The following is a 19,090-nucleotide window of genomic DNA, read 5'->3' as shown; positions in this document are numbered from 1 at the left end:
GATCAAACTCTTCAATTAAAAGCTTGATTTGCTTCAACTCGTGAAGCGATGCTCGAAAATTAACTTTCGTAATAATTCATTCGCATGAATTACTGCTTGGTCACTCTTCAAGACTTGATATTTTTTTGCTACCGAAGTAGCTGGATATCGTCTTGTGAGTGCCCACACAGATTGTCTGATAAATTGTTAAAGAGCGTTCGTTACCGGGATGTTTCTCGGTAACGCGGGAGGTGCATATTACGCTTTCCCGCTGAAGAGTCAACCTTTTTCTCTTACGAGACGCGGTGTTTTCACCGGGTTGCTTCTTCCTGGCTGGGCGACTTGTTCTCGTTAGAGGAGTCGTTGTTCCCGGTCAGTGGAGGCGCATTATAGGGAGTTCTCAGAAGGGCGCAACCCCTAAATTCAAAAAACTTTTCAAGCGCGGCTTTTTTCGGCAAAACGCTGCACAAGTCAGCATTTCTATCACTTTTCGTACTGGATGCGGCTGAATTCCTGGGAAAAACGGTCCACCTGCTGCCAATCTGTATATTCCACTTCTTTACTGGTATCCGTCTCTCCCCCGGTCATTTTCATAATAAAGCGGATCATGACGCGATCGAACCAGCGATAACGCGGATAACGTAGCGCACCGGCGAACACGGCGCACTGCTTCGGCTGCCAAGGTGATGACAGTAAGAACTTACGGGTGTAGGCATTGGTTTGCGGCGAACGCTTTTCCGGTTTGCGTGCCGTCAGGTTAACCGCGAAGAACGCACTAGGCATCTGATTCAGTTGATCAGCGTGGCGCTTCACAAATCGGTGTAATGCCGTATTGAAATGCCCGTAGCGTATCGAAGCCCCTATAAGTACCTGTTGGTACTGCCCAAGCTCGATATGCTCTGCCTGCTGCAGATCGATAACGTCGCAGTTCAGGGTATCCTGCAACTGGTTAGCTATATAAGCAGCAATAGAGTGTGTTTGTCCGTCACGGCTCGAATAGAGAATCAGTGCCTTCATGGCGTTACTCCTCGTAGATACATTTACTCACGCCAGAAAGTCGGTGTGAAGAGAACCAGCAGCGTAAACACTTCCAAACGGCCAAACAGCATGGTCAAGACCAGTACCCACTTTGCCGGTGGCGGCATGGTGGTAAAGTTATCGGCAACGACGCCGAGGCCCGGCCCCAGGTTATTAAGCGTAGCCGTTACCGCGGCAAAGGCCGAGAACTCGTCGACACCGGTGGCGATAATGGCCAGCATGCTGACGATAAATACCAATGCATAGGCGGAGAAGAATCCCCACACTGCTTCAAGAATACGCTCCGGCAACGCGCGGTTGCCTAACTTGATGGTGTAAACCGCATTTGGATGCACCAACCGCTTCAACTCACGCGATCCTTGCAGATACAGCAGCAGGATGCGGATCACTTTCAAGCCACCGCCGGTTGAGCCCGCGCAGCCACCGATAAAGGCTGAACAGAGCAGGAGCATTGGCAAGAACAGTGGCCATTTGGCGATGCTGTCGGTGGTAAACCCTGCAGTGGTTGCCATCGACACGACCTGGAAGAAAGCCTGATTAAGCGTTTCCATGCCGCTTCTATATATACCGTGCCACCACAGCACCACGGTACACACCGCCACCAGCGTGAACTGCACGGCGATAAACATGCGAAATTCCGGATCGCGCCAGTACACTTTCAAGCTGCGCCCGCTGAGCAAGGCAAAGTGCAAGCCGTAGTTACAACCGGAGATCAATAGGAACACAGCGATGATGGTGTTGATGGCCGGGCTGGCAAAGTAACCCACACTGGCATCATGCGTGGAAAAGCCCCCGATGGCGATAGTTGCAAAGCTATGGCCGATAGCATCGAATACCGACATTCCGGCGCCCCATAACGCCAGCGCGCAGGCAATAGTCAGCAGTACGTAAATCAGCCACAAGGTCTTGGCCGTTTCGGCAATACGCGGGCGCATTTTATTGTCTTTCAATGGGCCGGGCATTTCCGCACGGTATAGCTGCATGCCCCCGACGCCGAGGATAGGCAGTATGGCGACGGCCAGCACGATGATCCCCATCCCCCCCATCCATTGCAGCATCTGGCGATAGAATAAGATGGCTTTAGGCAAGGAGTCTAACCCGACCAGGGTGGTAGCTCCGGTAGTGGTTAAACCCGAGAAGGATTCGAAAAAGGCGTCTGTCAGGGAGAGATTGGGCCGTTCGGAAAACAGGAAAGGTAATGCCCCCACGCTGCCCAGTACGGTCCAGAACAACACCACAATCAGGAAGCCTTCACGTGGCTTTAATTCATGCTTCTGCTTGCGGTTTGGCCACCACAGCATCAAGCCAATGGTCACGGCTACAAAGAAGGTCTGGCTGAATGCCCGCCCCGCTCCGTCGCGGTATATCAATGCCACCAGGCCAGGAATAAACATTGTCCCGGAAAACAGGATAACCAGCAGGCCCACAATACGGGTTATGGCGCGAAAATGCATTTCAGCACGATCCTTAACAATTCAGTTGGTGGGAATTATTGCGATATAGGGACTAATTGCAAACTTCCGCGGCTGAGATCGCGTAATTTATTCCCGAATGCCTCGGTACCCGTGGCCGGTAGCGCCAAATGTAACACCACGGCAGCACCGTAATCCCCATGCACAATCCGCCCTTCACTAAGCTGTAGCAAATTCTCTACCATTGCCAGCTGAGCATAGTCGCACTGCAAAGTATATTCGAGCTGCGGCACTTTATAGCTGACAACCAACTGCTTAAGCGCCTGTTGTACGCCGCTGCCGTATGCCCGCACCAGGCCACCGGTACCCAGCTTGATCCCACCATAGTAGCGAACTACCACCGCGGTTATTTCACCGATCCCACTGCCCATGAGCTGGCTCAGGATGGGCTTGCCCGCCGTGCCGGAGGGTTCACCGTCATCGGAGAACCCCAGCTGCTGCGAATCATTCGGTGCCCCGGCAACAAAAGCCCAGCAATGGTGCCGGGCCGTTGGATGCTCGTCACGCACCTGCTGGATAAAGGCTTTGGCCGCCTCGGCCCCGCAGGTAGGTGCCAGCAGGGTGATGAAACGGCTTTTCTTTATCTCTTCACTGACGCTGATGACAGCGTCAGGAATGGGGTAAGGCTGCATCAGGCCAGGTTCAGATCGCGCGTCATATTCTCAATACGCTTTTCGTGGATCACGATATTGTCCTCAATGCGGATACCGCCGTAAGGTTTCAACGCGTCGATACGATCCCAGGCAAAGTGTTTACTGAACTCGCCACTACGCCAAGGTGCCAATAGGGACTCAATGAAATACAGGCCCGGCTCAATGGTTAGCACCATGCCTGGTTGCATGACACGAGTGCAGCGCAGGAAGGGATATTTTGCGGGTGCTGCCAGATGAGTACCATTTTCATCCTGCATAAACCCGGCGGCATCATGCACCTGCAAACCAAGCGGGTGGCCTAAGCCGTGCGGCAGGAACGGACAGGTGATGCCTTGTTCGACCATCGCTTCTTCGCTGATGCCCGTTACCAGCTTATGATTTTTCAACAGCTTGGCGATACGTTGATGCATCTGTACGTGGTAATCCGTATAGCGAACCCCGGCTTTCATGGTATCTATCAGCGCAAGCTGTTCACTGTTGAGATCTTTCACCAGATGGGCAAACGCATTGTCGCTCTGAGCCGCATAGGTGCGAGTCAGGTCGGCGGCGTAGCCGTTGTATTCCGCCCCTGCATCGATCAGGAAGCTGCGGGATTCGGCCGGAGGTTGATGATCCAGCTTGGTGTAATGCAGTACCGCCGCATGCTCATTCAGGGCCACGATATTATCGTAAGGCACGTCCGTATCACGATGGCCAGTGGCGGTCAGGTAGGCCAGGTTGATATCGAACTCGCTCATACCGGACTGGAAGGCTTCATGAGCGGCACGGTGCCCCATCACGGCCGTTTTCTGCGCTTCGCGCATGCAGGCCAGCTCATAGCCGGTTTTGATCGAGCGACGGAAATCGAGGAAATTCAATACCGCTTGCGGGTTGATGTGTTCGGCCGCAATGCCAAGAGAGAGGGCCCGTTGTTGTGCATAGCCGATATAGCCTACACGCTCGCGCTGTTGCGGCAGTTGGCTGGCGATATCATCGGCATTGGTCAGCGGCAACAGTTCAATGGATTTGGTCCAGAAGCTGTTGGGTAGCGGTTCAACGCTATGCCAGTAATCCACCGGGGAATAGAACCACAGCTTTGGTTTGTTAACGCCGTCCACCCACAACCAGCAGTTCGGCACCGACGTTACCGGCACCCACGCCTTGAAGTTGGCGTTCACTTTAAACGGGTAGCTATGGTCGTCCAGAAAGACCCGTTGCAGCTCGCCTGAGTGGATCAGCAATGCATCCAGATTGTTGCGCTCTAATACTTCACGAGCTCGTTGTTGCAGTGTTGCCAGGTGGTCGTTATACAAAGAAGCCAGCGTTTCCATCACAGTACCCTTATGCCCTCAGAACGGAATGTGCCATCTTAACACACAGATCCCACGCTCCAACCCCATCTCCTCTTGCATGAGGTGTGCTTCGCAAACCGCTGCAAACAGATTACATCCCCGGGTGATATGGCCGCTACCCGCCAAAGTTTCTCTCCCAGGGGGGAAAAATAACTTGATTTAGTATCAAGCAATTAGCCATTCCCCCTGTGATCCGGTTTGCAAATATGCAATCTATTATTTGCAATTTATTAACATAAAAACCACACTCCTCATCATCTGGTCATACCAGATCATCTGCGCTGATTCAGGAGATAGACATGCTCTACCAAGGCGAAACATTACAAGTACACTGGCTCGACAACGGCATCGCCGAGTTGGTGTTCAACGCACCAGGCCCGATCAACAAGCTGGATACCAGCACCGTTGCCAGCCTGGGTGCCGCACTCGAGGTGCTGGAACAGCAAACCGAGTTGAAAGGGCTGCTGCTGCGCTCTGCCAAATCCGCATTCATCGTGGGTGCCGACATCACCGAGTTCCTCTCGCTGTTTGCCGCACCGGCCGAAAAGCTGCATGAATGGCTGGTGTTTGCCAATACCATCTTTAACCGGCTGGAAGATTTGCCGGTGCCAACCCTCTCTGCCATTAACGGTTACGCGTTAGGCGGCGGCTGCGAATGCATCCTGGCGACCGATTTCCGTATCGCCTCTCCAGACGCACGCATCGGCCTGCCGGAAACCAAACTGGGTATCATGCCAGGATTCGGGGGTTCCGTACGTCTGCCACGCCTGCTGGGTAACGACAGCGCGCTGGAAATCATTGCCGCCGGGAAAGATATCGGCGCGAAAGACGCACTGAAAGTCGGCCTGGTCGATGCCGTAGTCGCACCGGAGAAACTGGTGGAAGCCGCGCTGAAAGTGCTGCAACAGGCGATCGACGGCCAACTCGACTGGCGTGCCTACCGTCAGCCGAAGCTGGAGCCACTGAAGCTGAGCCCAATCGAAGCGGCAATGAGCTTCACCACTGCCAAAGGCATGGTGATGCAAACCGCAGGTATTCATTACCCTGCGCCGATGACTGCGGTAAAAACCATCGAAGCCGCCGCCAAGCTTGGCCGTGACGAAGCGTTGAAACTGGAAACCGCCAGCTTTGTGCCTTTGGCCCGCTCTAACGAAGCGCGCGCCCTGGTGGGCATTTTCCTCAACGATCAGTTCGTGAAAAGCCAGGCGAAAAAACTGGCCAAGAACGTTGAAGCACCGAAACAGGCTGCCGTGCTGGGTGCCGGGATCATGGGGGGCGGCATCGCCTACCAATCCGCGCTGAAAGGCGTGCCGGTGATCATGAAGGACATCAGCGACAAATCCCTGACCCTCGGCATGAATGAAGCGGCCAAGCTGCTGAATAAACAGCTGGAGCGCGGCAAACTGGATGGCCTGAAGATGGCACAGGTGCTGTCAACCATCCAGCCAACGCTGGACTATGCCGGTATCGAACGCGCCCAACTGATTGTTGAGGCCGTAGTTGAAAACCCTAAGGTAAAAGCGGCGGTGTTGTCTGAAGTGGAAGCCCTGATCGGCGAAGATACCGTATTGGCCTCCAATACCTCAACCATCCCGATCAATCACCTGGCAAAATCGTTGAAGCGCCCGCAAAACTTCTGCGGTATGCATTTCTTCAATCCGGTGCACCGCATGCCGTTGGTTGAGATAATCCGTGGTGAACACACCAGCGACAGCACTATCGCCGCCGTGGTGGCCTACGCCACCCGCATGGGCAAAACGCCGATCGTGGTCAATGATTGCCCTGGGTTCTTCGTTAACCGCGTGCTGTTCCCGTATTTTGCCGGGTTCAGTCAGCTGCTGCGCGACGGCGCAGACTTCCGTCAGATCGACAAAGTGATGGAGAAACAGTTTGGCTGGCCGATGGGCCCGGCGTATCTGTTGGATGTGGTCGGTATTGATACCGCGCACCATGCCCAGGCGGTGATGGCCAACGGTTTCCCTGAACGCATGAGTAAAAATTACCGCGATGCGATCGACGTGATGTTCGATAACCAACGCTTCGGCCAGAAAAACCAGCTGGGCTTCTACCGCTACAGCCAGGATAGCAAAGGGAAGCCGCGTAAAGATAACGACGAGCAAACCGACACTCTGCTGGCAACCGTGAGCGCATCGGCACAGACCTTCAGCAGTGAAGAGATCATCGCCCGCATGATGATCCCGATGATCAACGAAGTGGTACGCTGCCTGGAAGAAGGCATTGTGGCCAGCCCGGCAGAAGCAGATATGGCATTGGTTTACGGCATCGGCTTCCCGCCGTTCCACGGTGGCGCATTCCGCTATCTGGATACGCTCGGCACCGCCAATTACGTCGAAATGGCCCAGCGTTACGCTAACCTGGGGGCGCTGTATCAAGTGCCAGCCGGTCTGCGTGCCAAGGCGGAACGTAATGAAAGCTACTACCCGGTGGCGACAGCGGCGCTGTCTGATATCTCCACTGGCCAACCGGCATGAGGTTATAAAGATGGAAAACGTAGTTATTGTTGATGCCGTACGTACGCCAATGGGCCGCTCAAAAGGCGGCGCTTTCCGCCAGGTTCGCGCGGAAGATCTTTCCGCTCATCTGATGCGTGCCGTGCTGAGCCGTAACCCGGCGCTGAATGCCGCTGAAATTGATGATATTTATTGGGGCTGCGTGCAGCAGACGCTGGAACAAGGCTTCAACATCGCCCGTAACGCCGCGCTGCTGGCCGAGATCCCACATCGTGTGCCAGCGGTAACGGTGAACCGCCTGTGTGGTTCTTCGATGCAGGCCTTGCACGACGCAGCCCGCGCAATCATGGTAGGTGACGCGCAGGTCAGCCTGATTGGCGGTGTGGAACATATGGGCCACGTCCCGATGAACCACGGCGTAGACTTCCATCCAGGCCTGAGCCGCACCGTGGCAAAAGCGGCCGGGATGATGGGCCTGACTGCAGAAATGCTGGCCAAAATGCATAATATCAGCCGCGAAATGCAGGATGAATTTGCAGCCCGCTCCCACCAACGTGCCCATGCCGCTACGTTGGCCGGCTATTTCAAGAACGAAATTATCCCCACCACTGGCCATGACGCCGACGGCGTACTGACTCGTTACGATTATGATGAAGTGATCCGCCCGGAAACCACCGTTGCCAGCCTGGCGGCATTGCGCCCGGCGTTTGACCCGGTCAACGGCACCGTCACCGCAGGTACCTCTTCCGCACTGTCTGACGGCGCTTCCGCCATGTTGATCATGAGCGAGTCCCGCGCCAAGTCGCTCGGCCTGAAGGCTCGTGCCCGTATTCGCTCAATGGCGGTCGTGGGATGCGATCCTTCGATCATGGGCTATGGTCCGGTGCCTGCCAGCAAACTCGCGCTTAAACGCGCCGGTCTGAGAGTGCAGGATATCGATCTGTTTGAATTGAATGAGGCCTTTGCCGCCCAGTCGCTGCCCTGCATTAAAGATCTGGGACTGCTGGAAAGCATGGACGATAAGATCAACCTAAACGGCGGTGCGATTGCCCTGGGCCACCCATTAGGCTGCTCCGGCTCTCGTATCTCCACCACCCTGCTGAATAATATGGAACGCCGTGACGTGCAGTTTGGTCTGGCCACCATGTGTATCGGCCTGGGTCAGGGGATTGCCACGGTATTTGAACGCGTTTAGCTGTGTCTGATTGGATGCCCCAAAAGGGCATCCCAAAGGTTTTGTTGCCGTACTTCCCGCCTGTCAGGGGCGGGTTTTTTTATGCCTGGAATTCGGCACCAATAAAAACGGGGCAGCACCTGGCCACCCCGCTTGTACTAATCGACATTTTATACCCTATGGATTTCAAGCTGCGGCTAGGCGACAAGCTTACTCATCCCCAGGAGCTTACTTTTGGGTAAGTGACTGGGGTGACAAATCTGTCAGGAACAGATTTGAACGCTGTATCCAGCGGCCCCGTAAGGAGTGAGGCCCATGGACGGGTCGAATAACTAAGCGCAGGTAACAACGCTGCAGCTTGAAAGACGACGGGTATATCAGATGAACGCGAAAGCATCGCCAAACATATGCGCTTCCAGCGCGCCACGCTCAGCACAGAAACGCTCACGGGCAATTTTCGCCATCTCGAAACGCCCTGCGATATAAATATCATGCTCCGCCAGCGAGCCAAAATCTTGTAACACGGCGCTCAGCACCGTGCCGCTGCGGCCACGCCAGTCCTCTTCCGGCTGTTCAACTACCGGGATGACCTTCAGATTTGGGTATTGCAGTGAAATCGCCTCCAGTTCGCTGAGATCATAAAGATGCTTCAGCTCACGGCCACCCCAGTAGATTGAGATATCGCGATTGGGTTGCTGTTCCAGCGCCGTCAGCAAAATCGAGCGCGCGTAAGAGAACCCGGTACCACCGGCAATCAACACCAGCGGGCGCTCGCCCTCTTCACGCAGCCAGGCTTCACCATGCGGAATATCCACGGTGATGGCCTGCTCTTTCAGCACCCGATCCATCACCGCCATGGCATACAGGTTCAGTTCAGAAGCGCCAATATGCAGCTCGATATAATCTTGCTGTGCTGGCGTCGAAGCCACAGAGAACGGGCGTTTATCACGCTCATCCATCACTACCATCAGGTATTGCCCTGCTTTGAACGAAAACGGTGCCTCTGGCACCAAACGTACCCGATAAACGGTATCGGTAATGGCCTCTACGGAGGTCACTTTACAGCTCAGGATTGTCATGCGTTCCTCTGTCGGGTCATCACTGGCGCTTAAAGCGTCGGTTCTCTGTCACTTAATATGGCGAGCTCATCCCAGATGTCATCGATGCGCGCACGCACCTTCTCATCCATCTTGATCGGACGGCCCCACTCTCGTTGGGTTTCTCCCGGCCATTTATTGGTGGCATCCAGGCCCATCTTCGATCCCAGCCCGGAAATCGGCGAGGCGAAGTCCAGATAATCAATCGGCGTATTCTCCACTAAAACGGTATCCCTTGCCGGATCCATTCGGGTGGTGATCGCCCAAATCACGTCATTCCAGTCACGCGCATTCACGTCGTCATCGCAAACGATGACAAACTTGGTATACATAAATTGGCGTAGGAAAGACCAGACCCCCATCATTACGCGTTTGGCGTGCCCTGCGTACTGTTTTTTGATGGTCACCACCGCCAGGCGATAGGAACACCCTTCCGGCGGCAGGTAGAAATCGACGATTTCCGGGAACTGTTTTTGCAGGATCGGCACGAACACTTCGTTCAGTGCCACTCCCATCACCGCTGGTTCATCCGGCGGGCGACCGGTATAGGTCGAGTGATAAATCGCGTTGCGCCGTTGGGTAATATGGGTCACGGTAAAGACGGGGAAGTGGTCGATCTCGTTATAGTAACCGGTGTGATCGCCATACGGGCCTTCCGGCGCCAGTTCCCCTTGCTCGATATAGCCTTCCAGCACAATTTCCGCGCTGGCGGGAACTTCGAGATCGCAGGACAGACATTTGACCACTTCGGTCTTGTTGCCGCGCAACAGCCCGGCAAAGGCATATTCAGACAGATTATCCGGCACCGGCGTCACCGCGCCCAAAATGGTGGCAGGATCGGCCCCCAGCGCAACGGCAACCGGGAAACGTTCACCAGGATGTTCCTGACACCACTCCTGATAATCCAGTGCGCCGCCACGATGCGAGAGCCAGCGCATAATCAGCTTGTTCTTGCCCAACACCTGCTGGCGATAGATCCCCAGATTCTGTCGTTCTTTATGCGGGCCACGGGTAACCGTCAGCCCCCAGGTGACCAGCGGTGCGGCATCTTCCGGCCAGCAGTGCATCACCGGAATACGGCCAAGATCGACATCTTCCCCTTGCCACACCTGTTCCTGGCACGGGGCAGAGCCCAGCACCTTGGTCGGCATATTCAGCACTTGCTTGAATTTGGGGACCTTGTCGAACAGATCGCGAAAGCCCTTCGGTGGCTCCGGCTCTTTGAGGAACGCCAACAGCTTGCCCACTTCGCGCAGCGCACTGACGTCTTCCTGCCCCATCCCCATCGCCACCCGCTTGGGCGTGCCGAACAGGTTACAGAGCACCGGCATATCGTAGCCTTTCGGGTTTTCGAACAGCAATGCCGGGCCGCCTGCTCGCAGCGTACGATCGGCAATTTCTGTCATTTCCAGATAGGGATCAATCGGCTGGCTGATGCGTTTTAGTTCCCCTCTCTTTTCCAGCAACGAGAGGAAATCGCGTAGGTCACGGTATTTCATGCAAGCCATTACACCATTGATTTATAGAAGATTTAAACGACGAACCCGGAAAATATCAAGGTGGTTCGACGTTTAATTAACTGGCTGATTTTAAGGCGTTTCACAGCAAAGAGATAGATTAACAAATTCTAGCCAATCTGCCCACATTAGCGCTACTGGTTTGGGTTGTCATCACAATGCTGAATCTCTAGGGGCGCCGCATGCTGCGCCCCCCTTCGGTTTATCAATGGCAGATGAACGGCACCAACGAGCGCAGCGCCAAAGTATCATGATATTCCTGTATCTCTACTCCGTGGCGGAACACTTTAAAACCCTGCTCCCTGGCGCTGAAGTAGCGCAGATCGTTGCCGCAGACGTGTAGCAGGCTGCCTTCACGCAGTGCGACAACCGACTCGCTTGGGTTCACCGCACAGAACTCTGCCAGGCGCTCATCACGGGTTTCCCCCATGTGGCCGCTGATATGGGCATCGATGTAATGTGGGTTGATCTGTACCGGGAACAGCCCCAGCGCAGGCAACACGACGCTGTTGCGCACCGGCATATCGTTGGTGGTACGGATGCTCGGCGTCGCCACGTTGCAGCCAGCGCTCCAACCCACATAAGGTACTTCGCGCTCACGCACCGCACGTTGGATTGGCACTATCAGGCCATTTTCATGCAGCATCTGGTTCAGCATCCAGGTATTGCCGCCGCTGACCAAAATACACTCGGCCTGTGCGATCGCCTCTGCCGGAGACTCGGCATGGTGGATGCTGGTAACCTTGATACCCAACGTCTGCGACAATTCCCCCGCACGCTGGTCATAATCACCGCGGATCATGGCATAAGGAATAAATACGGCTGACGTGATGTTACGGCGTTCAATCATGGCCAACAGCTGGCTCTTGGCATAACCGAGCAGCTCAGCTTCGCCGGAAAGCTTGCCGTTACTTAGCAAAAATAGCTCCATGTCTCTCCCTCAGTGCAAAAATGATTAAAGACGTCACATTGAGCATCAGGCCTCTGTGACAGTCGCAAATTTTGAACCTATGGTTATACCTGAACTGGGTAATCAAGTGTGTGACTTTACGCGGGCTACGGGGGATTGCAGTCACTAATGGCAACAGATGGATACTTGCGTCACTAGGTATCCGCGGTGGCTTTTGGTATGCTTAGCGGCTGACAGAAAGGCATGTGAAACTATGGAATCTTGGTATTTACTTTATTGTAAGCGCGGCCAGCTCTTACGGGCCCAGGAACACCTGGTGAGGCAAGCCGTCAACTGCCTGAGCCCAATTATTACGTTGGAGAAAATCGTGCGTGGCAAGCGTACCGCCGTTAGCGAACCGCTATTTCCCAACTACCTGTTTGTTGAATTCGATCCGGAACGTATTCACACCACTACGATCAGTGCAACCCGTGGTGTCAGCCACTTTGTGCGATTTGGAGCCTTACCGACCCAGATACCTTTACAGGTTATCGAAGAACTCCAGACACATAGCGAAGAACTCTATGTGGATCCAGAGACCCCGCAGCCGGGCGATACGGTGTTGATCACCGATGGCGTGTTCGAGGGCCTACATGCGATCTACACCGAACCTGACGGTGAAGCCCGCTCAATGCTGCTGCTGAATCTGATCAACAAGCAGATTAATCAGAGCATCGATAACCGGCAGTTCCAAAAACTTTAATGCAAACAGGCACCCAAAGGTGCCTGTTTTGTCTGCTACCGATTAACGGCGCATCGCATCATCATGCAGCCACTGGGCAACACGCTTGGCGAAGTAGGTCAGCACACCATCAGCCCCGGCACGCTTAAAGCACAGCAAGGATTCCATCACCGCCGGTTGCTCCTGCAGCCAGCCGTTCTGGATCGCCGCCATATGCATCGCATATTCGCCCGATACCTGATAGGCGAAGGTCGGCACCCCGAAGGTATCTTTGACACGACGCACCACGTCCAGATACGGCATCCCCGGCTTCACCATCACCATATCCGCGCCTTCCTGCAGATCCTGAGCAATCTCTTGCAGGGCTTCGTCGCCGTTGGCCGGATCCATCTGATAGGTTTTCTTGTTGCCGCCTTTCAGGTTACCGGTGGAGCCGAGCGCATCACGGAACGGGCCGTAATAGCATGAGGCATATTTGGCGGAATACGCCATGATCTGGGTATTCACCAGGCCTTGCAGCTCGAGTTGATCGCGGATAGCGCCGATGCGGCCATCCATCATATCGCTGGGAGCCACGATTTCGGCACCGGCTTCTGCATGAGATAGCGCCTGGCGAACCAGAATTTCTTTGCTGATGTCGTTGATCACGTAACCATGCTCGTCGATCACGCCGTCCTGCCCATGGGTCGTATACGGGTCGAGCGCTACATCGGTCAGGATCCCCAGCTCCGGCACGGCATCTTTCAACGCACGCACGGTACGCTGCACCAAACCATCCGGGTTGTAGGCTTCCTCGGCATGTAGCGACTTCAGGCCAGACTCAATCACCGGGAACAGAGAGATCACCGGTACGCCGAGCTTGGCAATGGCTTCTGCCTCTTTGATCAGCAGATCGATGCTCATGCGCGATACGCCAGGCATCGAGGAAACGGCTTCCTGGCGGTTGCTGCCTTCCATAACAAAGACCGGGTAGATCAGGTCATTGACCGTTACCTGATTCTCGGCGACCAAACGGCGGCTGAAGTCATGACGGCGCACACGGCGCATACGGCGACCAGGGAAGGTGCCCGGAAATGCATAGCTCATAATTTTCTCCTAACTCAGACCAGCCGGAATAACCGGCGGGCATTCTCATCAGTTTTCTGGCCCAGCCACGCGGGATCTTCTTCGCGCCAGGTCGCAACCTGCCGAATGATATGGGGCAGAAAACAGGGTTCGTTGCGGCGAGATGCAGGTTTCGGGTGTAAATCCCGGGGCAACAAATAGGGGGCATCGGTTTCCAGCAGCAGACGATCGGCTGGGATTTGGGGTAACAAGGCACGCAGTTCCAGACCCCGGCGCTCATCACAAACCCAACCGGTGATACCGATCGACAGCCCAAGCGCCAGGCAGTCTTGTAACTCTTCGGCGCTTCCGGTGAAGCAATGCACGACTGCGGCGGGCAGTTTATCCAACCAAGGGGTCAGCAGTGCAACAAAACGTGCGTGTGCGTCGCGACAATGCAGGAATACCGGCATATTGAGCTCGGCGGCCAATGCCAGTTGAGCGTTGAAAGCCAGTTCCTGCTGTGCCGGAGTGGAAAAATTGCGGTTAAAATCCAGCCCACATTCGCCAATGGCTGCCACGAAGGGCTGCGATGCCAACCGGTGAATGTGCTGTGCGACCTCATCGTTCCAACTGCTGGCATCATGCGGATGCACGCCAGCCGTAGACCAGCAATAGCCACTATGCGCACGGGCCAGGTGACTGGCCGCCTCGCTTTGCTGTGCGTTGGTGCCGGTGATCAGCATCCCCGTTACACCTGCGGTTTTGGCTCGCTCAACCACCTGTGTGGCATCTTTGGCAAATTGGGAGCTGGTAAGGTTGACGCCAATATCAAACATGGTTTTTCCAAAGCAAAAGCCGCCCGATGGGCGGCTTAGGGACAGACGAGTATCAGGAGGCTGGTGGCTCTTCGCCTTCCTCTTCTTCCTCTACCGGCTTGCGCCGCTTCCCGACATAGAAACGGGCGAAGAATACCCCGACCTCAAACAGCAGGTACATCGGGATCGCCAACAGGGTTTGCGAGAACACGTCTGGCGGCGTCAACAGCATGCCGACCACGAAAGCACCAACCAGCACATACGGGCGTTTCTTACGCAGGTCATCTGGCGTAGTAACACCGCTCCAGCACAGCAGAATAATGGCAACCGGCACTTCAAAAGCCACGCCGAACGCCATAAACAGCGCCATGACGAAACTCAGGTAGTTGCTGATATCGGTCGCAATCGTGACGCCGATGGGTGCAGTTTTGGCAAAAAAGCCAAAGGCCAGCGGGAACACGACAAAGTAGGCAAACGCCATCCCCAGATAGAACAACAGGCTGCTGGAGACCAGCAACGGCATCATCAGGCGGCGTTCATGCTGGTACAGCGCAGGAGCGATAAAGGCCCAGACCTGATAGAGAATGAAAGGCGCGGCAACGATCACCGAAACCATCATCGTCAACTTGATCGGAGCAAAGAAGGGTGAAGCCACGTCGGTGGCGATCATGCTCGCCCCAGCAGGCAACTGATCGATCAGCGGTGCAGAAACGACCTGATAAATATCGTTAGCGAAAAACACCAACACAATAAAGATCGCCAGCACGCTGATGATCGAATTCAACAGCCGCTTACGCAGTTCAATCAGATGACTGATAAGCGGTTGGGTATCTTCAACGGCCATGTTTTAACGTTCGCCACTAGGTTGTTGAGACGCAGGGGATTTATCCGCCACAGGCTCTGGGATGGCCTGCTTTGCAGGGATTTGCTGATCCACGACCGTTGCCTGAGCCACGGGGGGCACCACCGGCTCGCTTTGCACGGCTGGCGCAGGTTCGGTGGGCTGCGGTGTGGCAACAGGTGCCGAAGCGGTAGTCGCCGCTTCCGCCGGAGTCACGCCGTCGTGAATGGCTTCAGGATCGGTGACCACTGGATTGTGAATGGTATGCGGCGGTTCGTCCTTATCGACGTGATAAGAACGTTTCAGCGACTCAGCCGCCTCTTTCAGCTCATCCATTGAAGCTTTGAGTTCCGGCGTTAAATTCTGCAAGCCCGCTTTCTCCGCCTTCTTCAGGCTTTCCTGCAGTTCTTGCAGCTTCAATTCCTGCGTCAGCTCATTCTGCACCGAAGCCGCCAGAGAGCGCAGCGCTCGGATCCAGCCCGCAACGGTTCTGACCGCCACTGGTAACCGTTCTGGCCCAAGTACCACCAGGCCAATCACCAGTACCAGCAGCAGTTCACCAAACCCAATGTCAAACACGGTTTATACCTGCTCTTTGTTCTTCGACTCTTCCGCAGCTTTCACTTCCGGCTGCTTATCGGTGATAGGCTTGGCCGCAAAGTCTGCATCGTGGTTGGTTTTTTCAGTCGTATTGGTTGGCGCCGCGCTGTTGTCGTCGCCAATCGCTTTTTTGAAGCCCTTGATTGATGCACCGAGATCGGAACCCAGCGTACGCAGTTTGTTGGTACCAAACAGCAGCACCACGATCACCGCGATGATCAACAATTGCCAAATACTAATACCGCCCATTGTACTTACCTCTGGTTTAAAAAAGGGTCTATACCCGTTGTCTTTCAAGTTGCCGCATTATATACCCTTCATCTTTGTGTTGGATATGCCCCGTTTTTGCAGGGCTGCAGCGACAACGCTTAACCTGATGGTTAATTTATTCAGACGGTGCGTTTCCAACCGACGACCCAGGCCACTACGCCTGCGGCCATCATCCAGGCAGGGAACACCTCTACGCCTCCCAGCAGTAAAATCGTACCACTGACTAACAGTGTAGCGCCAACCCCGAACAAATACCGTGATTGACCTTGCCGAACGCGTTGCGCCTGCATCTGACCGGTCAATTTATCGACGCTTTGTTGCAACAGTTTATGCTGTTGCAGACTGTCATAAAACAATTCAGGTAGCTCCGGCAGTTTCTCGGCCCAAAACGGCGCTTTTTCTTTCAGCGCGCGGATCACCGCCGGAATGCCTACCTGATCCCGCAGCCAGCTTTCAAGGAACGGCTTCGCCGTGGTCCACAGATCCAGCTGCGGATAGAGCTGACGGCCAAGGCCCTCAACGTACAGCAGCGTCTTTTGCAGTAATACCAGCTGCGGCTGCACTTCCATATTGAAGCGGCGTGCGGTGTTGAACAGGTTCAACAGCACGTTGCCGAACGAAATTTCCGCCAGCGGTTTTTCAAAAATCGGCTCACAGACGGTACGGATGGCAAACTCGAAATCTTCCACGTTGGTATCACGCGGTACCCAGCCAGAATCAACGTGCAGCTCCGCCACCTTACGGTAGTCGCGGTTGAAGAAGGCGATAAAGTTTTCCGCCAGATAGCGCTTGTCGTCTTTGTTCAGGGAACCCACGATACCGCAGTCGATGCCGATATAACACGGATCTTCCGGGTGCTCATAGCTAACGAAAATGTTGCCTGGGTGCATGTCGGCATGGAAGAAGCTGTCACGGAACACCTGGGTAAAGAACACCTGGACGCCACGCTCGGCCAGCAGTTTCATATTGGTGTTCTGCTGTTCCAGAGCCGCAATATCCGACACCGGGATGCCGTAAATCCGCTCCATCACCAACACGCTCTCACGGCAGTAATCGGAGTAAACCTCTGGCACGTAGAGCATCGGGCTACCGTCAAAGTTACGGCGCAGTTGGATGGCGTTGGCCGCTTCACGCAGCAGGTTCAGCTCATCGAGCAGGGTTTTCTCATATTCACGCACCACTTCGCGCGGGCGCAGACGGCGACCGTCCGGCATCAGCTTGGGTACCCAGCCTGCCAGGCGATACATCAGGCGCACATCGGCTTTGATAATCGGCCCAATGTCTGGGCGGATCACCTTCAGCACCACCTCTTGGCCGGTCGTTTTCAACCGGGCGGTATGCACCTGGGCAATCGAAGCCGACGCCAGCGCCTGCTGGTCAAAGTCATCGAACCAGGTTTCCAGCGGGCCGCCCATCGCCAACTCGATATGCTTACGTGCCAGCGCACCATCGAACGGAGCCACTCTGTCCTGCAACAGCGTCAGTTGGTCGGCAATATGGGGTGGGAACAGATCGCGGCGGGTCGACATCATCTGGCCGAACTTGATCCACACCGGACCCAGCTCTTGCAGCGCCAGGCGCAGGCGTTCGCCCAACGGCTGGTTTTTATGGCGGTTCGGCATCCAGAACAGCAGGCGACGGCCAATGCGCAGCGGCAGCGTCAAGCGCATCTTGGGGATCAGTTCATCCAGTCCATAGCTCAGGAAAACGCGCACGATCAAATACAGGCGGCAAATTTCGCCAGGGGTCATCGCTTACCCTCCAACTTGTCCAGACGAGCAATCAGTGCGTCCACACTGCGAACGGTGGCATCAACCTCTTCGTTAAACCACACCACTTCAAGCGGGCCGGGAGCCATACGCCACTCTTCGGTCAGCGTTTCGGCCACGTAGCGTTGCTGGCTCTGCAAACCGGATTTCAGCAGGCCTAAACCTTTACCTACGATCTGACTAACCCCTTGCGCGGCGATGTCGCCCACATAAGGTGCCAGCCATTCCGCCGGATCCCACTCTGCCAGATCGAGCAAACCGACCAGCTGTTGCACCACCTGAATATCGCCTTCGACAATCAGCTCGCCGCTACGCATCAGCGGGGAAAGTTGCTGACGATCGCGCAATTTCAGCAGCACCGGTACGCGGGTTTGCACCGTACAGTCGGCACTATCTTCTGATTGGCCGAGCACATCCACGCGCTGTTCGCTGAACAGCAGAACCAACGGCGAAGAGAGCTCCTGTAGCTCGATACGTAACACTTTACCGGCCAGCCGTTGGCGGGCGGCTTTCATGCTGCGATCGCGAAACAGCAGGCTATTGAGCGAGGTTTCCAGCACGCCGGTCAGTAACGGGGTTAGCAGCATCGGCATTTCCATATCAGAACTTGAAGCCCCGGTGCAGCGCCACGATGCCGCCGGTCAGGTTGAAGTAGTTGACGTTCTCGAAACCGGCCGCAGCCATCATACCCTTCAGGGTCTCCTGATCGGGGTGCATGCGGATCGATTCTGCCAGATAGCGGTAGCTGTCCGGATCTTTCACCACCAGCTCACCAATTTTTGGCAGCACGTGGAAGGAATAGGCGTCGTAAGCCTTGCTCAGCGGCTCCAGCAGCGGCTTGGAAAATTCCAGCACCAGCAGGCGGCCACCCGGTTTCAGCACGCGGAACATCGAGCGCAGCGCTTTGTCTTTATCGGTGACGTTGCGCAGGCCAAAGGAGATGGTGATGCAGTCAAAATAATTATCTGGGAACGGCAGCGCTTCGGCGTTGGCCTGCACGTAGCTGATATTGCCAACAATGCCGTGGTCACGCAGCTTTTCGCGCCCCATCTTGAGCATGGAATCGTTGATATCCGCCAGCACCACCTGCCCCTGCTCACCCACCATGCGGGAGAACTTGGCAGCCAGATCGCCAGTACCACCGGCCAGATCCAGCACACGCTGGCCGCGGCGCACGCCGCTGCAATCGATGGTAAAACGCTTCCAGATACGATGGATACCAAACGACATCAGGTCGTTCATCACGTCATATTTTGCCGCTACCGAGTGAAAAACGTTAGCCACCATGGCCTGCTTCTCGTCTCTTGCTACGGTACGAAAGCCAAAATCGGTGGTTTCCTGCGCTTGATCTGCCATTGTCCTGCCTGCCATTCAGTCAATTTAGT

Annotated in this window: 18 protein-coding genes; 3 read left to right on the top strand and 15 right to left on the bottom strand. The window is 55.2% G+C overall.

The window, feature by feature from the left end:
* Positions 1 to 462: 462 nt before the first annotated feature.
* Genes hemG through pepQ form a run of 4 tightly spaced genes read right to left on the bottom strand, consistent with a single transcriptional unit; the run spans position 463 to position 4,452 of the window.
* Positions 463 to 996 (bottom strand): menaquinone-dependent protoporphyrinogen IX dehydrogenase, encoded by a 534-nt coding sequence (gene hemG / locus ACMV5I_RS24205; protein ID WP_021181453.1) that lies wholly within the window; start codon positions 994 to 996, stop codon positions 463 to 465.
* A gap of 23 nt (positions 997 to 1,019) precedes the next feature.
* Positions 1,020 to 2,471 (bottom strand): Trk system potassium transporter TrkH, encoded by a 1,452-nt coding sequence (gene trkH, locus ACMV5I_RS24200; protein WP_021181454.1) that lies wholly within the window; start codon positions 2,469 to 2,471, stop codon positions 1,020 to 1,022.
* Positions 2,472 to 2,506: 35 nt separating this feature from the next.
* The gene (locus tag ACMV5I_RS24195) at positions 2,507 to 3,121 is read right to left on the bottom strand and encodes an IMPACT family protein (protein ID WP_261262798.1); all 615 of its coding nucleotides are present in this window, start codon (positions 3,119 to 3,121) and stop codon (positions 2,507 to 2,509) included.
* Positions 3,121 to 4,452 carry a Xaa-Pro dipeptidase gene (gene pepQ, locus ACMV5I_RS24190; protein ID WP_024531099.1) on the bottom strand — a complete coding sequence of 444 codons (1,332 nt, stop codon included), beginning with the start codon at positions 4,450 to 4,452 and terminating at the stop codon, positions 3,121 to 3,123. Before pepQ ends, ACMV5I_RS24195 begins: the two co-directional genes overlap by 1 nt.
* A 320-nt stretch (positions 4,453 to 4,772) precedes the next feature.
* Between pepQ and fadB the strand changes: the two genes are divergently transcribed.
* Together fadB and fadA are read left to right on the top strand one after the other, a co-directional pair.
* The gene (fadB, locus tag ACMV5I_RS24185; protein ID WP_414825473.1) at positions 4,773 to 6,965 is read left to right on the top strand and encodes a fatty acid oxidation complex subunit alpha FadB; all 2,193 of its coding nucleotides are present in this window, start codon (positions 4,773 to 4,775) and stop codon (positions 6,963 to 6,965) included.
* Between the two features lie 10 nt (positions 6,966 to 6,975).
* Complete coding sequence (fadA, locus tag ACMV5I_RS24180) at positions 6,976 to 8,139, top strand: acetyl-CoA C-acyltransferase FadA (RefSeq protein ID WP_414825472.1); 1,164 nt, start codon at positions 6,976 to 6,978, stop codon at positions 8,137 to 8,139.
* Positions 8,140 to 8,495: 356 nt separating this feature from the next.
* On the opposite strand, the gene fre is transcribed toward fadA, so the two are convergent.
* The 3 genes from fre to pepE all read right to left on the bottom strand — a co-directional run bounded on the left by fre (position 8,496) and on the right by pepE (position 11,663).
* On the bottom strand, positions 8,496 to 9,197 hold the full coding sequence (fre, locus tag ACMV5I_RS24175; protein ID WP_024485471.1) for an NAD(P)H-flavin reductase: 702 nt from the start codon (positions 9,195 to 9,197) through the stop codon (positions 8,496 to 8,498).
* A 29-nt stretch (positions 9,198 to 9,226) separates the two neighbouring features.
* Positions 9,227 to 10,723, bottom strand: a complete 1,497-nt coding sequence (gene ubiD / locus ACMV5I_RS24170; RefSeq protein WP_121608050.1) for a 4-hydroxy-3-polyprenylbenzoate decarboxylase — start codon at positions 10,721 to 10,723, stop codon at positions 9,227 to 9,229.
* A gap of 214 nt (positions 10,724 to 10,937) precedes the next feature.
* The gene (gene pepE, locus ACMV5I_RS24165; protein ID WP_024485470.1) at positions 10,938 to 11,663 is read right to left on the bottom strand and encodes a dipeptidase PepE; all 726 of its coding nucleotides are present in this window, start codon (positions 11,661 to 11,663) and stop codon (positions 10,938 to 10,940) included.
* Positions 11,664 to 11,895: 232 nt separating this feature from the next.
* Between pepE and rfaH the strand changes: the two genes are divergently transcribed.
* Complete coding sequence (rfaH, locus tag ACMV5I_RS24160; RefSeq protein WP_414825471.1) at positions 11,896 to 12,384, top strand: transcription/translation regulatory transformer protein RfaH; 489 nt, start codon at positions 11,896 to 11,898, stop codon at positions 12,382 to 12,384.
* Between the two features lie 42 nt (positions 12,385 to 12,426).
* Here the strand turns inward: rfaH and hemB are convergent, their stop codons facing one another.
* The 8 genes from hemB to ubiE form a co-directional block, all read right to left on the bottom strand.
* A complete protein-coding gene (gene hemB / locus ACMV5I_RS24155; protein ID WP_024485468.1) occupies positions 12,427 to 13,449 on the bottom strand; it encodes a porphobilinogen synthase in 1,023 nt (340 codons plus the stop codon).
* A gap of 14 nt (positions 13,450 to 13,463) precedes the next feature.
* Positions 13,464 to 14,246: a 3'-5' ssDNA/RNA exonuclease TatD gene (gene tatD / locus ACMV5I_RS24150; protein WP_121608052.1), complete on the bottom strand. Its 783-nt coding sequence runs from the start codon at positions 14,244 to 14,246 to the stop codon at positions 13,464 to 13,466.
* 52 nt (positions 14,247 to 14,298) lie between these two features.
* Positions 14,299 to 15,069, bottom strand: coding sequence for a Sec-independent protein translocase subunit TatC (tatC, locus tag ACMV5I_RS24145; protein ID WP_414825470.1), 771 nt, complete (start codon positions 15,067 to 15,069; stop codon positions 14,299 to 14,301).
* 3 nt (positions 15,070 to 15,072) lie between these two features.
* The gene (gene tatB / locus ACMV5I_RS24140) at positions 15,073 to 15,645 is read right to left on the bottom strand and encodes a Sec-independent protein translocase protein TatB (protein WP_065685044.1); all 573 of its coding nucleotides are present in this window, start codon (positions 15,643 to 15,645) and stop codon (positions 15,073 to 15,075) included.
* A 3-nt stretch (positions 15,646 to 15,648) separates the two neighbouring features.
* Entirely contained in the window at positions 15,649 to 15,915 is a 267-nt protein-coding gene (tatA, locus tag ACMV5I_RS24135) for a Sec-independent protein translocase subunit TatA (protein WP_024485464.1), read from the bottom strand.
* 140 nt (positions 15,916 to 16,055) lie between these two features.
* Positions 16,056 to 17,687, bottom strand: coding sequence for a ubiquinone biosynthesis regulatory protein kinase UbiB (ubiB, locus tag ACMV5I_RS24130; protein ID WP_024485463.1), 1,632 nt, complete (start codon positions 17,685 to 17,687; stop codon positions 16,056 to 16,058).
* Entirely contained in the window at positions 17,684 to 18,292 is a 609-nt protein-coding gene (gene ubiJ / locus ACMV5I_RS24125; RefSeq protein WP_024485462.1) for a ubiquinone biosynthesis protein UbiJ, read from the bottom strand. Before ubiJ ends, ubiB begins: the two co-directional genes overlap by 4 nt.
* A gap of 13 nt (positions 18,293 to 18,305) precedes the next feature.
* A complete protein-coding gene (ubiE, locus tag ACMV5I_RS24120) occupies positions 18,306 to 19,061 on the bottom strand; it encodes a bifunctional demethylmenaquinone methyltransferase/2-methoxy-6-polyprenyl-1,4-benzoquinol methylase UbiE (RefSeq protein ID WP_021181470.1) in 756 nt (251 codons plus the stop codon).
* Between the last annotated feature and the right edge of the window lie 29 nt (positions 19,062 to 19,090).

The organism is Serratia sp. T13T92 (assembly GCF_047530105.1).
Lineage (GTDB): Bacteria > Pseudomonadota > Gammaproteobacteria > Enterobacterales > Enterobacteriaceae > Chania > Chania fonticola.
This window is presented reverse-complemented; position numbering and strand designations above follow the sequence as displayed.

Excerpts from the sequence above, each read along its gene's own strand:
- hemG (WP_021181453.1), bottom strand. The coding sequence starts at position 996 with ATGAAGGCACTGATTCTCTATTCGAGCCGTGACGGACAAACACACTCT.
- trkH (WP_021181454.1), bottom strand. The coding sequence starts at position 2,471 with ATGCATTTTCGCGCCATAACCCGTATTGTGGGCCTGCTGGTTATCCTG.
- ACMV5I_RS24195 (WP_261262798.1), bottom strand. The coding sequence starts at position 3,121 with ATGCAGCCTTACCCCATTCCTGACGCTGTCATCAGCGTCAGTGAAGAG.
- pepQ (WP_024531099.1), bottom strand. The coding sequence starts at position 4,452 with ATGGAAACGCTGGCTTCTTTGTATAACGACCACCTGGCAACACTGCAA.
- fadB (WP_414825473.1), top strand. The coding sequence starts at position 4,773 with ATGCTCTACCAAGGCGAAACATTACAAGTACACTGGCTCGACAACGGC.
- fadA (WP_414825472.1), top strand. The coding sequence starts at position 6,976 with ATGGAAAACGTAGTTATTGTTGATGCCGTACGTACGCCAATGGGCCGC.
- fre (WP_024485471.1), bottom strand. The coding sequence starts at position 9,197 with ATGACAATCCTGAGCTGTAAAGTGACCTCCGTAGAGGCCATTACCGAT.
- ubiD (WP_121608050.1), bottom strand. The coding sequence starts at position 10,723 with ATGGCTTGCATGAAATACCGTGACCTACGCGATTTCCTCTCGTTGCTG.
- pepE (WP_024485470.1), bottom strand. The coding sequence starts at position 11,663 with ATGGAGCTATTTTTGCTAAGTAACGGCAAGCTTTCCGGCGAAGCTGAG.
- rfaH (WP_414825471.1), top strand. The coding sequence starts at position 11,896 with ATGGAATCTTGGTATTTACTTTATTGTAAGCGCGGCCAGCTCTTACGG.
- hemB (WP_024485468.1), bottom strand. The coding sequence starts at position 13,449 with ATGAGCTATGCATTTCCGGGCACCTTCCCTGGTCGCCGTATGCGCCGT.
- tatD (WP_121608052.1), bottom strand. The coding sequence starts at position 14,246 with ATGTTTGATATTGGCGTCAACCTTACCAGCTCCCAATTTGCCAAAGAT.
- tatC (WP_414825470.1), bottom strand. The coding sequence starts at position 15,069 with ATGGCCGTTGAAGATACCCAACCGCTTATCAGTCATCTGATTGAACTG.
- tatA (WP_024485464.1), bottom strand. The coding sequence starts at position 15,915 with ATGGGCGGTATTAGTATTTGGCAATTGTTGATCATCGCGGTGATCGTG.
- ubiB (WP_024485463.1), bottom strand. The coding sequence starts at position 17,687 with ATGACCCCTGGCGAAATTTGCCGCCTGTATTTGATCGTGCGCGTTTTC.
- ubiJ (WP_024485462.1), bottom strand. The coding sequence starts at position 18,292 with ATGCTGCTAACCCCGTTACTGACCGGCGTGCTGGAAACCTCGCTCAAT.
- ubiE (WP_021181470.1), bottom strand. The coding sequence starts at position 19,061 with ATGGCAGATCAAGCGCAGGAAACCACCGATTTTGGCTTTCGTACCGTA.